Raw genomic sequence first — 14869 nt, forward strand, 5'->3', positions numbered from 1 at the left:
TCTCGCAAATTTTAGGGTACAACATTTCTAACAGGGCGAACAGGATTGGTTAAAGCCCCCTGGTTAAACTCGATGGCATAATCCGGAATAGGCGCCTGCCAGGCAGCAGCATCCATTTTTATCGATTTCAATTCAAAGGCGCCGCTGGGCACATATGTTTTTGAAGAAGCGTCGTAAGTATAATTGGGATGACGAATGGTAAAGTTATCTGCCAGCGGGTACTTCGAGTTCACACCATAACGCCTGAGATCGAACCAGCGATGTCCTTCAAAACACAATTCACGACGACGTTCTGCCCTGATAAAATCTACAAGCGCCTGATTGCTTTGAGGTAAATCTGCTATGGAAGCATTGGCGAAACGTTTAGAACGTAATTTCTGCAACTCAGTGCGGGCCAGATCATCGGAGCCCAGCATGGCCAGCGCTTCGGCACGGTTTAATACCACTTCGGCATAACGGATGTAGAACAAACAGGATACCTGTTCAGGATCGTTATACGTAGTCCAGGTACGGTACTTCGCAGGTAACCAGGCCTGGTTTTTAGTAGACCTCCTAAAGAAGGCAGTACGCCTCAGATCATTGGTCGCGAATTGATTCAGCAAGTCACCCGATGCCTTGAAGCAAGAGGCACGGTTATCATCGCCGTTATAGGCAGAAAGGGAATCATTGGCAAATACAGCAGGCATTTCATTTGAGCCCATGGTAAATATTGTTTCCGGAGAACTACGTTTTGTGAAACTGGTATTTGCTACATACTGATTGAGATCCAGGAAGTCATATCCGAGCGTTTCTATATCCTTCGCTGCATCCAAAACCTTATCGTACTGTTCGGTATATAAATAGACCCTGCTCTGCAAAGCTTTTACAGCAGCAATACCCACTCTTACCCTGGTTCCGGGATTATAGTCATTAAAGGCTTCCGCCGCCTTATCAAGATCAGCGATGATCTGATTGTAAACGACTTCATTGGAACTACGGCTGAAATATTTATCTTCTACTTTTTCGGAAACTTTAACCGGAACCCCTTCATCTGAGGCAGCGGTTTGTTTGCGGTAAGGCGATCCATAAACATTCTGAAGGTTGAAATAATAATAAGCACGTAAAAAATAACCTTCTCCTATTACCCGGTTCAAAATGGATGATTTGTTTCCATTCTTCACCATTTCTTCTGCCTGAAAAATAATAGAGTTCAATGCACCGATACGTTTATAAATCTTGCGCCAGGCTACATCCACCCAGGTTTTCTTCAGCACGTCTACATTGGGCGCCTGCATCCAGTTATGGAAATTTCCAAGCATATATAAAGAGGTCAGCTTTTCTGTTTCCGTAAAATTAACGGCGAACTGCTCACAGTCATCATCCATCACATGCAGCCAGGGCAGCGTGATGCCATCATCCGATGCCAGGGTAGACATAGTGGCCTGACTGCTGATAGTAAGCGAAAGCGGATTGATAAACGCCTCTCCTATCATCAGTTTATCAAGATCCTCCGGCGTTTGCACATAACGTTGATCCCGTGAATATTCTTCTAAAAATTTGCTACAGGACGACAGGGATAACAGTCCCAGCAGCAATAGACAACTATATATTTTGTTCATATTATCCCGGTTTTAAAATGAAAGATTAATGCTGCAGGAATAAATAGGGCGCAGCGAAAGGTTCATATTAGGTGTAGAGCCCGACTGCGTTGGATCCTGCCCTTTCAGCTTTTTACTGTTAATGGTGAAAAGATCTGTTCCGGTAAAAGAAATATAAGCCGAGTTCATTCCAATGGAATGGGCAATACGCTCATCCACATTATACCGGAAAGAAATAGACTGCAGTTTCAGATAATCGCCACTTACAACCCTGATATCAGAATTATCATACATTTCGTAAGGAGTGCCGCCAAATGCATACTGCGACGCCGGATATACATTCCACCATGGCTGGTTGGCGTTGTTAGACACATTTAATCCAGGCACATTGGTGTAGGCTTCATCACCGGGACGACGCCAGCGGTATACAAACTCTTTTCTAAGATTCTGCTGCGGGAAGGCATAGGTAGTGGCATAGCCGGAAGCCATTTTCATCAACCGTATTTTGTTACCGATAGAATAGGTAAGGTTGAATGAAAAGCCAAAATTGCGATAACCAAAGTAGTTGGACAGGCCACCCTGGATATAGGGCTCCCTGCGTCCCGATTCGGTCATCACAGCCAGGTAAACGTCTTCTTTTTTCATCTGGCTATATTGGTTTCTGTAGTCTGCTGCTTTTTCAGATTCAGCGCCATAAAATATAGGCGATCCATCCTGGTTGCTCAATCCTTTAAATTTATAGGAATAGAATGTATTAATAGCTTTTCCGGATAATTGAGCAGAACCACTCAGGAAGTCGTTATAGGTAATATTGTTGATCAATACATTGTTGCGGTTATTGACCACATTATTCAGGATCTTGTTCAGCACCTGACCCAGTTGAGGATCGATACGCCATACAAAACCTCTGCGTGACGAATTCACACCTGCGTTGTCAATAGGTGTAATACGCAAGCTCACTTCAATACCTTTGTTTTCCAGTGTACCACTATTGATCACGTACTGCTGCACACCATTGATTTCCGATACGGTTTTATTAAGGAAGGCATTGCTGGTACGTTTATAGTAGTAAGAGAAGGAACCCGACACCTTGTTTTTAAACAGGGAGAAATCAACCGCCAGATTACTGGAAGATGTTTTTTCCCATTTTAAATCAGGATTGGGAAAATTCACAATATTAGAATACGTGCTATTATAATACGGACTGGTAACCGTATTGTCTTTGATGACCATATAGGAAGATTGTCCGGGCAACATATTGCCCTGCCATCCCCACGAAGCTCTTAACGCCAGATCACTGATCCAGGAAGTTTCCTTCACCAATTCCTGCTTCATATTCCAGCGGCCGGAGATGGCCCAGATAGGCAGGAAACGATTGTTGGTTCTGGAGCCGAACAAATTAGACTGCTCGCCCCTGATATGTACATTCACAATATAGCGGTCTTTCCAGCTATACCCTGTAGTACCATACCAGGCAAGCTCGTTCGTCAGCTGCCGATCGAAACTACCCAATGCATCTTTTGTAGACATCCATTGCTGATAATAGCCGGTGTAGGTGGCAGGCACTATATCGAAATAGCCACCCATTTCCGGGAAATAGCCCCTGCGAGTGATATTAAAGCCTTTGTATTCCGAAGACTTCAATTCAATACCGGCAGAAGCCATAATTATATGACTTCTGTAAGCCCCCAAAGCAGTGGTGTAGTTGGTTTGTAATCTTGCCGTATAATTTTTGTTACGGGTGTCGGACCGCTTCATTTCGCCGCCAACGGGGCTCATGTCGTTTCTCGTAGCCTGATCTGCCCTAAGATTAAAAATGTAAAAGGTATTTTTGGTATAGTATGTTTCATTAGTATTATTAGTAATACCAAAAGCCAGTGTTCCTTCTACATTTAACCCGGTAGTTATTTTGTACCTGATAAAGCCTTTGATATTCGAGGCATTGGTCTCCATATTATTGCCACTATTCGCCTTTTCATTCAGGATATTGTAATTATAATACAGGAAATTGTTGTATTTCGGATAATAAAACAGGCTTCCATCCGTGTTATAAACAGGCACGGTACGGCTCATGTTATAGGCATAGTTCATTATCCCCAGGTCGGAAGGCGTATAAGCCCTGGTAGAAAAATTGCCGGAAAAAGAAAACTGTGCTGAGAACTTTTTATAATCGGCAGTAAGATTCAGCATTGAAGAATAACGCTTATTGTTCTCGTCTTTAATAACACCATCTTCATTGGTGTAACCAAGAGAAGCATAGTATTTTATGTTATTTGCACCGCCAGACAAACTCACGGTATGGCTTTGCGCCAAAGAATTCCGCGTTACTGCACCTAACCAATCGGTATTTATGGTGGCATAATAATCAGAGCGTTGTTTAAACGTTGCATAGTCTATATTGCCTGAATAATAGTCCTGCAATGCCTGCTCATAGCCGGCCCATTGGGTAACATTGCTATATTGAATACCACGTTCAAACAATTCTTTCGACACATCCATACGCTCCTCCGAATTCATCATATACATGGTTCTGTCGGAGTATTTTGGTCTGCGCGCAAAACTTGTTGTTCCGTTGTAATTGATGGTGGGTTTACCACCCTTACCTTTTTTGGTAGTAATTACGATAACACCATTGCCTGCCTTTGCACCATAAAGCGCGGTAGCAGAGGCGTCTTTAAGCACATCTATCTGGTCTATATCTTCGGGGTTAAGGCCAGCGATGGCGTTACCCAACAGGTTTACGAAATCAAGATCATTTAAACGCTGTGGATCTACGTTAACGGGATCTGTCAATACAATACCGTCCAGTACCCATAAAGGTTCCCTGTTACCCAGAATGGTAGAGGTTCCCCTGATCCTCAGCCTGGGTACCGCACCTACCTGGCCCGAGTTCTGCATAAAGGTCATTCCCGGCACGCGGCCTTCCAGCATTTTATCGAGCTTGTTGACCCCGGCAGTCATGATATCCTCCATTTTAACAGTTGTAGCGGCACTGGTCAAATTCCTTCTGTCAATCGTTTGATAACCGGTATTCACAACCACTTCTACATTGTTTATCTGTTGATCGGATATCTTCAGATAAATGGTCAGTCCCGGCGTTTTCAGCAACGATGGTGTTACACGAATCGTTTGCGACACGAATCCCACATAGGAAATAACCAGCATATCATTTTCCGACACTTCGGCAAAGCAGGTACCGTCGGGGCCCGCTGAGAAGCTTTTGCCTGTTGTTTTATTCAGTATGGTGGCATCGGCAAGCGGCGCATTGGTACTATCGGCCACCTTCAGCCTTAAAATAATACCACGATCAGGAGCCAACGCCTGCACTACCTGCGGAAGTGCTTCCGATGCTTTTAATGATACCTGGATCGTTTTGTCCAGGATAGCATATTGAAAAGGCTGACGCGCGAAAGCAATGTCCAGAAATTGCTGTAACGGTATGTTTTCAGCAGAGATGTTGATGGGCTTAGCCCTGGAAAAGATCTTTTCCTCATAGAGAAAAACATAACCTGTTTGTTTTTTTACAGCAGCGAATACTTCCTGAAGGCGTAGATCCTTACCGGAAAGGGATACCGACTGCGCTGAGCCTGAAGCATACGCCGACATGCACATGGTCAGTAGCAGAAAAGAAAGTAATCTCATAATTCTCAACATTTGGTCGGGTAGCCTGAACATAACTGCTGCCTGACAACGTCTTAAACCGGTAAATAAAACCAACCGGCTACTAACAGGGGATGGGGGCAGTGCATGTAAAAAAGAGCTACCGAAAGCAGTTTTTTGCATAATTTAGATACTGTTTTGGTTGTTTACGAAACGGGTTCCACACCTTTTTGATCAGCCTGAGCATTACCGTCACGATGCCAGTCGTGGCGGTTTACTTTTAAAAGGCAGATCAAACTATTTTAAGTGATGAGTTCATGAAGAAGCTCATCCGAACATGCTTATAATCCGGATGCTTCATAGGTAAGACCAGGTATCAGGGTAAAATAATTAACCGGTGCCCATCGAGCCGGTAATGAATACGGAAACGGTCAAAAATACCCAACAGTTGGTTCAGCGACACGTTAGCGGACATTTCACCGCCAAGCTGAACATCTGGTAAAGATTTCTCATAAATAACTTCTATATCATACCAACGTTCCAGCTGGCGCATTACAGTGGAAAAATCAACTCCGGAGAAATTAAAGACTCCATTTCTCCAGGCAGTTACAGTACGTGTATCCACATCTTTAACCACCTTTATATCGCCTCTTTGGGCAGCCTGGTTTATACCGGGCTGCTTATCGTCGGTTATAAGATTTTTAATCTGGGCCTGCTGGCCGGGCTTCAAAACTGCCGTCTGAGGGTTGGCACCGCCTGCAGCAGCCGAAGGTAAAGTAACAGCTACAGCCCCTTCCAGCAAGGTGGTACGTATCAGCGCTTCATTTTCATAAGCATTAACATTAAACTGCGTACCAAGAACCTGTATTTCCGCCTTATTGTTGACATTTACAATAAAAGGCGCACCTGCATTCTTTACCACCTCCAGGTAGGCTTCTCCCTGTAATTCTATCCGCCGTTCGCCTCCGGCAAATACGGTAGGATAGGTAATAGAACTGGCAGCATTGAGCCACACCTTTGTTCCATCGGGCAATAAAAGCTGAAACTGCCTGCCTTTAGGCGTTTTCATGGTATTGAAGAGCACTTTGCTGCTTTCTCCCTCATATACAAGTTTACCAGCTACTACGCGCGCCGCAGCACCCTCCTGGAGGGCAACTGTAGTTCCATCAGGAATACTATCGAGCAATATTTCTCTCCCATCAGACAAAGTAAGAATAGCCCCTTCCCTGCCCGGCGCCACCAAAGAAGCAGTTTCCGCGACCGGGTTACTGGTACCTTTTTTCTCCTGGTGAAACCATAACCAGGCAGCACTTATGAATAATAAGCTAACCGCAGCTACAGCCCACCAGCGGTGCAGCTTACGAACGGGAGCCATTTGCTTTTTTCCGCCAACAAGTCGTATAAACTTGTCGAATCCACCCGGAACATCATAACTGGTAAAACGCTCCATTTTTGCAGCCAGCCCGGTTTCATCCTGGACAGACCTGTAAAGCTGAAGATTTTCCGGGGCCGCCTCCAGCCATGTATGAAGCTTCGCCTGCTCCTCATCGGTAAGAGCTGTTTCCTGGATAACCTTGAATAATATGGTTGTAATGTTGCTCAATGAAGCAGTAGTTTGAACGCTAATACTATAAAAACACCTGAAACAAGTAACGGTAACAAAAAAATAAAAGTTTTTTTTAGTCGAAAAGCCAGGGTAACAGTATAAGGAGCACAGCAGCAGAATCCAGGCCGTCTTTTTTGCCCAGCGCATCACGCAATGCAGCCGTTGCCCTTGCTTTCCGCATCTTTAAAGAGTCTTTACTGATAGACAGGCGTTCCGCCGCCTCCTGGTGACTGAGACCATCGCGATACACGAGATTGAGTACATCACGGTATTTCGAAGGCAAACGATCGATTGCATTATATACCAGTTGCAACAGCTCCGCTTCAAAAATCCTGGATTCCACAGAACTCTCTACCGGCAACTGCGTTTCTTCCGTCGCTTTCCGATGCCCTTCGCGCACTTTCTGATGCCTGAGATAGTTGATACATTGATTCCGTGCCGATGTATACAGGTAGGCCCGGGCCTTATCCCCATTGTTGAGAAGCTCTTTCCGCTCCCAAAGACTGGTGAGACAACGGGTGGCTATGTCCTCGGCTTCTGCTTTATTCCCGGTAATACCTTCCGAAAAATAACATAGAGGCCGGAAGAACCTGAGAAAGAATTCTTCTATTTCCCACTCCCGTCCAGCGGGTGGAAATCCAAAATCGTCGTAATGGTAAGCTGGCAGTTGTATAAATGAAACAATTTGTATTGCGAAGTTAGGCTCTATCCGGATAATTTAGCCTGTTACGCTTCACAAAGAAGCCCCAACCTGTTGTTGAGGCGCTTTACTATAGGCACCAGCCTTCTGACTGGCTTAAACCAACAAACCTACAAAAACACTTTCTTCCCCGTTTCCGCCGCCTTATAAATCGCATCCACAACACGCATGTCTTTCAACCCTTCCTCTCCCGTAATATGCGCCGGCAATGGCGCTCCAGCCAATATCTGCTTACCGATAGCGTCTATCTGCGTTGCCTGCTGGTTGATAACAGGGAAATTCAGCTCCCCCTTACTGGTCTTTCCTTTAAAAGGTCCGTAACTCAAAGCAGGACTTAACTCAAAACTCCCACTATCTGCCACAGCATAAAGCCGGTCTATATTAAACCCATAAGAAGTTGTGCTCGTAGTACAGGCGCCGGAACCAAATTCCATCTGCCACAGGATGGTTTCTTCTACCTGGGAAAAACGTTTCTTATTATGAACAGGACCAAACTGCGCAGTCACGGCAACAGGCTCCTCTCCCAATATGTAACGGCATGCCTGAATAGGATAAATACCCAGGTTGATAAGCGCACCACCACCGCTTATCGCCTTCCGCACATGCCACTCCTTACGATTGTTAATATCAAATGTGGCATCCACCGTATCATTAAGATCAAAGGTTCTATAACCCAGCGACGCTTCTATCATACGCACCTGCCCAAACACGCTCTCCTGCCCCAGCCTCTTGAGCTCTATATGTGTAGGCTCAAAATGCAAACGGTAACCAACAGCAAGATAAACACCCGCTTTTTCACACGCGGCAATCATCTCTTCGCAATCCTTCGCATTGGTGGCCATAGGCTTCTCCGTGATCACATGCTTCCCCGCTCTCGCCGCCCGGATGGCATATTCCTTATGCAAACCATTAGGCATGGTAATATAAACAAGCTCTATATCCTTGTTCTTCGCTATTTCATCAAACCGCTCATAGCTGTAAATATTCTTGTCAGGAATATGATACTTCGCCTGCCACTTCTTTGCTTTCTCCGGCGTACCCGTTACAATCCCCGCCAACTCACAATACTTCGATTCCCGCAAACCTTCCGCCATGAGATTAGCATAATTACCCAATCCAATTAAAGCAACACGAAGCTTTTTCCCAGCGTACCCGGACGATAAAATCCCAGGCCGGCCGATCGCTGGCAAGGTCAAAACCCCTACGCCAATACTGAATTTTTGCAGAAAAGAACGCCTGGATAAATAGGTCATGCGCTATTAGATTTTGGCTTAAGATACAAACAGGAGCAAGCACTCCCGCGTTAAAAAATTGATAAAGCCCCCACTGCAACTTCACCGATTCACATACCTATCTGGCATGGGCGAATGCCTCACATGTGAGACCCAACATGTGAGCAAATATTTAAATACTATTAAAAAATGCAAATAATAAGAGGAGCATTAGGATAAAACAAATAAATCCCTAATCTTTGACTTGGTTTTTCATAGGATATTGGATTTTAAAACGGGGTCGGATTTCTATCCAGACCCCTCTTTTTTTAACGGCGCCGCAGTAACCCGGGCCGCGTCTTCCATAACTCCTTTACATAAAGAAATGTAAGCAAAGGAATTGTCAGCAGGTTCAGGCGATTCAACTGGTAAGCTGCAGGAAAATCCAGGTGCAAACAGGCCGAGATGCCTCTTAATACTCCACAGCCATAACAATCCCTCCCCGTAATATTCTTAAACAGGCAAAGCGTAAAATGCCCGTTCCCGCTGCAGTGATCCACCTGGAACAGCAACACGGGAACGAGCAGCCATAAAATAAAAAGTAACTTATTTCCTGACAAGTAACCTTCCTTCTCCATCTCTGTAGTTCCCCATAATTATTATGATCAGGTCTATCAAAGCCCAGATACCGCAACCACCCAGGGTTAGCAGCTGAACAATAGCGATCCCCGTCCTTTTAGTATAAAAACTGTGCGCACCAAATGTGCCTAAGAAAAAACAAAGCAACAAGGTTGTAAGCCAGTCATAGCCCTCGCCACCGGCATAAGGCCCTACAGTAGGCTGTGTCTTGAAATTAGCTGTAGGCACGCCACATTTAACGCATACAACAGCCTTGTCATCAATTTCAGTTCCGCAGTTTGAACAAAACATAATTTAGGGTTTTAAATTTCCGTGCATTATAATGATAAATACTTAAACCATTTATAATCGCAGGGAAGAAAATCCAACCGTTCACAACAAATACGGCCACCAGGCATCTCTGCCGGCGATCATCAGCCCGGAGAAAACCTGATAAATATCAGGCTTGTTATTTAAGACCGTATTTCTATTAAATTAGCACCGTTTTTAATAGCACAAACAAACTCGCAGCGGGCTGTTAAACACGCATCTGTGACTGCTTTTGAATAAAAAGGCGTGTTCTTTACCGCATACAACAATTGCAAACATTTATATCCAGGATATGATCAGAATCAAACACGTGTGTCTCTTCACAATCGTATTTCTAACATTCTCATCCTGTAAAGAACAATATATTATATCGGGGAAAGTAACCGACTTTTCTGGATCACCGCTGGACAGTGTCACCGTGAGACTTAAAAACAGGGCTTTTAACGACCTGTATGAAACAAGATCCGATAGTGCCGGCAATTACACGCTGAAAGTAAAAAAAGGCAACTATTACTGCCTCTATGCAATAAAACTATCCGATTACCGGGTAACCAGGCTTGAATACTGGGCCTGGAATGTTCCCGTCTACGGGAACCTCGTCATCAATCCCCAGTACGATAAAATGGAAATCTATGGAGTGAATGTATTTGAACCACAAGTCACCCCACAGGAAACCTATATGATCTACTTCAGACCCATGAGCCTGTTTAAAGGCATCCAGCTCATGGAAGCTCAAAAAGTAGATAAAAAAGCTTACGAGCAGGCCAAACGCACCGAAGAGCTTTTAAACGAAGATAAAATAGTGGATATCTCTCCTGCAACCATAACAGCAGGGGAATTATCGGTTGAAATAAACGGGACAAAAGCCCGGATTGTAGGGATCAATAAGATCAGCGAGTACGGAAGAGGAAAAATAATGTACGGGTATATGGTACAGGTCGTAAAACCCGGTAACAATGAAAAATCAAAATACGACAGAATATCCATCACATTACACTCAGCAGAAACCGGCGAAACCGGGAAAAGCGAAGCATTTATCAAAAAATAAAAAACAAGCAGTTCTTACCATTCCCGCCACTCATCGGCCACTCCGGCCCCATCGGCGTAGTTTGCCGGGTTTAAACCAGCCGCAACGGTGATCCGGTCTATCAGCTCACACAGATCTTCACGCTCACCGGTCTCGATCAGGTCCTCTACTTCTTCATTTAACTCGTTAAGCGATAAAATGGCTGTTTTAAACAGCTCCACTTTATTGTTCTCCTCCGCGTCCTCCCCTAATTCAATCAGGCTTGCGATTAAAGTATCGAATATGTCCTGGGCTTTGTTACAATTTTCGGGGGTATACTGTTCCAGTCCATCATCATAGCTATCCCGCCAATTCTCAAAGGGATAATAATTCTTTATTGCTTCCAGCTGTTCTTTATAAGCCATATGTTCAACTTCTAATAGGCTCAAATATACCCTAAATGCATCATCTTCCGGCAGGCTTAAAAGAAGTAATTGCACTTTTCCCCGGGGGCTGATTATAAAGAAAAGCTGCCCCATAACGGAGCAGCTTTTCTTTATAATCAAAAGGCGATTAAAGATCCCGCCTCTGTTATTATTTTGTTACGCCCGAATCATCCACCTTAACTACCTGTCCGTTGATCACTACATTTTCAAACTGCATGTCCTTCACATGATCCACCTTAACAGGCGTATTAACACCACCGAAGTTACAGTTAACAAGTTTCAGGTTCTGAACCGGTGATTCCTTGTACGCCTTTACATTAACAGCATAATTGCCGCCATGCGTTACCTCCAGGTTTTCTATCCAGATATTCCGGATGGTGGGCATAAACTTACCAGGGTTCTCATAAAACATATTACAGGAGATCGCAGCCTCTTTATAAACCCCTACCTTAATGTCTTTCGCAAAAATATTCTCGATGATACCGCCCCTGGAAGAGCTGGTTTTAATCCGTATTACGATATCCAGGTCGGGACTGCTCAACTTGCAGTTGATCGCATAAATATTACGGGCGCCGCCGGCAATTTCACTTCCAAGTGTAACACCGCCATGCCCGTCTTTCATTTCACATCCTTCTATGATATGATTCTCTGCCGGCCTGCCAAAACGCCTGCCATCTTCATCCCTGCCCGCTTTAATGGCAATGCAGTCGTCACCGGTATCGAAATAACAGTTCTTGATAAGCACGTTTTTACACGCGTCCGGATCGCATCCGTCTGTATTGGGACCATGAGAAATAATACGCACACCTTCTATGGTAATATTCTCACTCATCACCGGGCTTACAAACCACATGGGTGAATTGATCAGTTTCACACCGGATATCAGGAGATTCTTGCAGTGATAAGGCTGTATCATATATGGACGCAAATAATGCCCTTCTCCAAACACCCGCTGGCGGGGATCAACATTAGCTTTCATAAGCGCATGCAGGCTATCCCTGTCCTTTTTCTGGTGAGGCATGCCCTCTTTCCATCCATGCTCCTTCTTGCCTTTCCAGCTCCACCAGTAATTATCATTGGCGTTGCCATCGATAGTACCGCTGCCGGTGATAGCAATATTTTCCTCTTCATAAGCATATACCTGCGGAGAAAAGTTCATACAGTCCATCCCTTCCCATCTTGCCAGCACCAAAGGATAGTCTTTGGTATCACGGCTGAATACAATAACCGCCCCTTCTTTTAAATGAAGATTTACATTACTCTTTAAGTAAATAGGACCGGTGAGAAATGATCCCGCAGGCACTACAACCCTGCCGCCGCCATCTTTATGACAGGCTTCAATGGCCTTTTTAAAAGCGTCCGTATTCATGGTCCGTTTGTCGCCCTTTGCTCCAAAGTCGGTGACTACATAATCTTTGTCTTTGAATACAGGCGCTTTAATAAGCTGCCGCACCTGCTCCATTTCTTTTAAAGGCTCCTGTACTGACTTCCATACTTTTGCCGTTTCCTGTGCAGTGGAAGAGGTCGTTAAACCCATTCCAACAGCTACAAACAACAGGCAAGCGCTAAAACATTTCCGATACATTTTCATCTGCATTCTATTTGCTTATATAAGACTGAAACTTAAAAGCATCATTTCTAAGAGTAACCTCCCGGAGAACATCCTCCAGGAAGGCGCTTAAGGTAGCGCTTTTTTAGAAATTGCCGGTTCGGGAAGGCTTAAATTAACGCAGTCTTAGGCACTTCACACGCGAAACAGGTTCATCCAACAACACATTGCCAGCCTGTTATTTTCAATATCTTCGCATGATCCTCAAGCGCTCAACGAACACGATATTTGTATAACGGGCCCTGCAGCAACCGTTAAGACATGCCTGCAAGGCATCTCTTAACCTGAAAAGGGCGCATCAACCAACAGGAAAAAATCATGCAGAAAGGAAACAGCTTAAATATTTTCAAACGTTTTTTCCAATCGGGAGCAGCCTCGGGCATTATCATTTTCAGTTGTGTGATCTTATCGCTTATCCTGGCAAACAGCGCCCTGGGAGCAGGCTTACAGGCGTTACTAAATACCAGCCTGGGGTTCAGCAATAATAGCATACATCTACGCTATCCCGTTCAACTCTGGATCAACGACGGATTAATGGCCATCTTTTTCCTGATGGTAGGCCTGGAAATAAAACGCGAAATGATAGCCGGCGAATTAGCTACGCCACAAAAAGCGTTATTACCTATCCTGTGCGCCATTGGCGGGGCGCTAACACCAGCCCTGATCTATTTTATCATCAATCAGAACACTCCAACAAAAAACGGATGGGGCATTCCTATGGCAACAGATATCGCCTTTGCACTTGCTATCATCAGCATGTTGAGCAAACGCGTACCCTCTTCCTTAAAGGTGTTCCTCGCAGCATTGGCGATTGTAGATGATCTGCTGGCAATTTTAGTGATCGCCTTTTTTTACGCAGGCGATTTGCATATGAACTACCTGGCTTATGCAGCAGGCGTTGCAGTATTACTCTTTATACTAAACCGGCTTAAGGTCACCAAACTGGTATGCTATCTTATTCCCGGCGCCTTCATGTGGTATTTCATCCATCATTCAGGTATTCACGCAACGATCGCAGGAGTGGTTACTGCCATGTTCATTCCGGCTACAACAACAGCAAATGCCCCTTCGCCACTGGAACGGCTTGAGCACCTACTTACCACACCCGTCAATTTCATCATCGTACCACTGTTTGCATTCGCAAACACTAATATACAATTTGAAGCAGGCATGCCGGAAGGGCTAGCCTCCCCTTTAGGTCTCGGTATTATAGGCGGACTGCTGATAGGAAAACCGGCAGGTATTCTGTTTACCTCTTTCATAAGCACCAAAACGGGCATAGCAAAGCTGCCCGAGAACGCCAACTGGAAACATCTTGCCGGCTTAGGACTGCTGGCAGGCATAGGATTTACCATGTCCATCTTTGTGGCATTGCTTTCCTTTTCAGATAACTTACTGATAGCAGAAGCAAAGTTTTCGGTGCTTTGCGCCTCGCTGTTATCTGCCACATTGGGCTACTTCCTGCTCAAAGCCGGAACCCGGCACAATCAATATTAAAGAGGATATTCAGTCGCTACAAACGAAGAATTGTTGTAACGCAACGTACCATTCCATTTGCCGGTGATAGTATCCCTGGCGCCGGTGGCAGCATTTTTAAAGATCGCTTTAAAAGAACACCTGATCGTATACCTGTCTATTTTAGAATCGATCACAACACGCGACCTTGCAGGTACAGATACATTCAGGTCATGACTATCAGCGATCAGGTAAGGCAACTCAACCTCTTTGCCCGACAGCGTAAACAGCCTTGTATCAACACTATACCCCTGGTTACTATACCAGTTGGATGGCACAGGCACCTTCACCGTATCTAACAGCAATCCCTTAGGAGCGGTCTCACCATTTGAAAGCGTAAACAGCGAACGTTTGGTCAATGAACTATAGTCAGGGCTCATTTTCTGCTCTGAAATATTATTTCCATAATTACTGAACTCGCCGCCGGCAAGGTTCAGCTTTACAGTATCTATACCATCGCCGCTTGCCAGCGAATAAGTTATTTCTTCCAGTTGATAGGAACCCGCCTCCTCATCCGGCGTACCGGTTTCAGGGCCACCGGAATTTTTACTGCATGAAAACAAGACGGCAGCGGCAATAAGAAGGATAGCGTATTGGTAAAGGCTTTTCATCGTTATTCTGTATATGTACCGCCTAAAAATAAAAAAAATA

At 44.8% G+C, this 14869-nt stretch carries 12 protein-coding genes; 2 read left to right on the forward strand and 10 right to left on the reverse strand.

Features of this window, described 5'->3' with window-relative positions; genetic code table 11:
* Positions 1-11 precede the first annotated feature (11 nt).
* From ESB13_RS08265 to ESB13_RS08295, 7 genes are all read right to left on the reverse strand, one after another.
* On the reverse strand, positions 12-1598 hold the full coding sequence (locus ESB13_RS08265) for a RagB/SusD family nutrient uptake outer membrane protein (protein WP_129002526.1): 1587 nt from the start codon (positions 1596-1598) through the stop codon (positions 12-14).
* A gap of 12 nt (positions 1599-1610) precedes the next feature.
* The gene (locus ESB13_RS08270) at positions 1611-5219 is read right to left on the reverse strand and encodes a SusC/RagA family TonB-linked outer membrane protein (RefSeq protein WP_220399572.1); all 3609 of its coding nucleotides are present in this window, start codon (positions 5217-5219) and stop codon (positions 1611-1613) included.
* 334 nt (positions 5220-5553) lie between these two features.
* Complete coding sequence (locus ESB13_RS08275) at positions 5554-6780, reverse strand: FecR family protein (RefSeq protein ID WP_164974134.1); 1227 nt, start codon at positions 6778-6780, stop codon at positions 5554-5556.
* 76 nt (positions 6781-6856) lie between these two features.
* Complete coding sequence (locus ESB13_RS08280; protein WP_129002529.1) at positions 6857-7501, reverse strand: RNA polymerase sigma-70 factor; 645 nt, start codon at positions 7499-7501, stop codon at positions 6857-6859.
* A 92-nt stretch (positions 7502-7593) separates the two neighbouring features.
* Complete coding sequence (locus ESB13_RS08285; RefSeq protein WP_129002530.1) at positions 7594-8736, reverse strand: Gfo/Idh/MocA family protein; 1143 nt, start codon at positions 8734-8736, stop codon at positions 7594-7596.
* A gap of 287 nt (positions 8737-9023) precedes the next feature.
* A complete protein-coding gene (locus tag ESB13_RS08290) occupies positions 9024-9332 on the reverse strand; it encodes a DUF2752 domain-containing protein (protein WP_129002531.1) in 309 nt (102 codons plus the stop codon).
* Positions 9301-9624, reverse strand: a complete 324-nt coding sequence (locus ESB13_RS08295; protein ID WP_129002532.1) for a TM2 domain-containing protein — start codon at positions 9622-9624, stop codon at positions 9301-9303. Before ESB13_RS08295 ends, ESB13_RS08290 begins: the two co-directional genes overlap by 32 nt.
* A gap of 310 nt (positions 9625-9934) precedes the next feature.
* On the opposite strand from ESB13_RS08295, the gene ESB13_RS08300 reads away from it, so the two are divergent.
* Positions 9935-10690, forward strand: a complete 756-nt coding sequence (locus tag ESB13_RS08300) for a carboxypeptidase-like regulatory domain-containing protein (RefSeq protein ID WP_129002533.1) — start codon at positions 9935-9937, stop codon at positions 10688-10690.
* Positions 10691-10704: 14 nt separating this feature from the next.
* Here ESB13_RS08300 and ESB13_RS08305 read toward each other — a convergent pair whose 3' ends face one another.
* Positions 10705-11073 carry a hypothetical protein gene (locus ESB13_RS08305; RefSeq protein WP_129002534.1) on the reverse strand — a complete coding sequence of 123 codons (369 nt, stop codon included), beginning with the start codon at positions 11071-11073 and terminating at the stop codon, positions 10705-10707.
* A 169-nt stretch (positions 11074-11242) separates the two neighbouring features.
* Positions 11243-12685 carry a glycoside hydrolase family 28 protein gene (locus ESB13_RS08310; RefSeq protein ID WP_129002535.1) on the reverse strand — a complete coding sequence of 481 codons (1443 nt, stop codon included), beginning with the start codon at positions 12683-12685 and terminating at the stop codon, positions 11243-11245.
* A 336-nt stretch (positions 12686-13021) separates the two neighbouring features.
* Here ESB13_RS08310 and nhaA point away from each other — a divergent pair, with 336 nt between their 5' ends.
* Positions 13022-14200, forward strand: coding sequence for a Na+/H+ antiporter NhaA (nhaA, locus tag ESB13_RS08315; RefSeq protein ID WP_129002536.1), 1179 nt, complete (start codon positions 13022-13024; stop codon positions 14198-14200).
* Here nhaA and ESB13_RS08320 read toward each other — a convergent pair.
* The gene (locus ESB13_RS08320) at positions 14197-14829 is read right to left on the reverse strand and encodes a hypothetical protein (protein WP_129002537.1); all 633 of its coding nucleotides are present in this window, start codon (positions 14827-14829) and stop codon (positions 14197-14199) included. The two genes, nhaA and ESB13_RS08320, sit on opposite strands and share 4 nt — an antisense overlap.
* Positions 14830-14869 lie beyond the last annotated feature (40 nt).

It is taken from the genome of Filimonas effusa (assembly GCF_004118675.1).
In the GTDB taxonomy this organism is placed as follows: Bacteria; Bacteroidota; Bacteroidia; order Chitinophagales; family Chitinophagaceae; genus Filimonas; species Filimonas effusa.

Coding starts and splice junctions, on each gene's coding strand:
- ESB13_RS08265 (WP_129002526.1), bottom strand. CDS start 1,598: ATGAACAAAATATATAGTTGTCTATTGCTGCTGGGACTGTTATCCCTG.
- ESB13_RS08270 (WP_220399572.1), bottom strand. CDS start 5,219: ATGAGATTACTTTCTTTTCTGCTACTGACCATGTGCATGTCGGCGTAT.
- ESB13_RS08285 (WP_129002530.1), bottom strand. CDS start 8,736: ATGACCTATTTATCCAGGCGTTCTTTTCTGCAAAAATTCAGTATTGGC.
- ESB13_RS08290 (WP_129002531.1), bottom strand. CDS start 9,332: ATGGAGAAGGAAGGTTACTTGTCAGGAAATAAGTTACTTTTTATTTTA.
- ESB13_RS08295 (WP_129002532.1), bottom strand. CDS start 9,624: ATGTTTTGTTCAAACTGCGGAACTGAAATTGATGACAAGGCTGTTGTA.
- ESB13_RS08300 (WP_129002533.1), top strand. CDS start 9,935: ATGATCAGAATCAAACACGTGTGTCTCTTCACAATCGTATTTCTAACA.
- ESB13_RS08305 (WP_129002534.1), bottom strand. CDS start 11,073: ATGGCTTATAAAGAACAGCTGGAAGCAATAAAGAATTATTATCCCTTT.
- ESB13_RS08310 (WP_129002535.1), bottom strand. CDS start 12,685: ATGAAAATGTATCGGAAATGTTTTAGCGCTTGCCTGTTGTTTGTAGCT.
- nhaA (WP_129002536.1), top strand. CDS start 13,022: ATGCAGAAAGGAAACAGCTTAAATATTTTCAAACGTTTTTTCCAATCG.
- ESB13_RS08320 (WP_129002537.1), bottom strand. CDS start 14,829: ATGAAAAGCCTTTACCAATACGCTATCCTTCTTATTGCCGCTGCCGTC.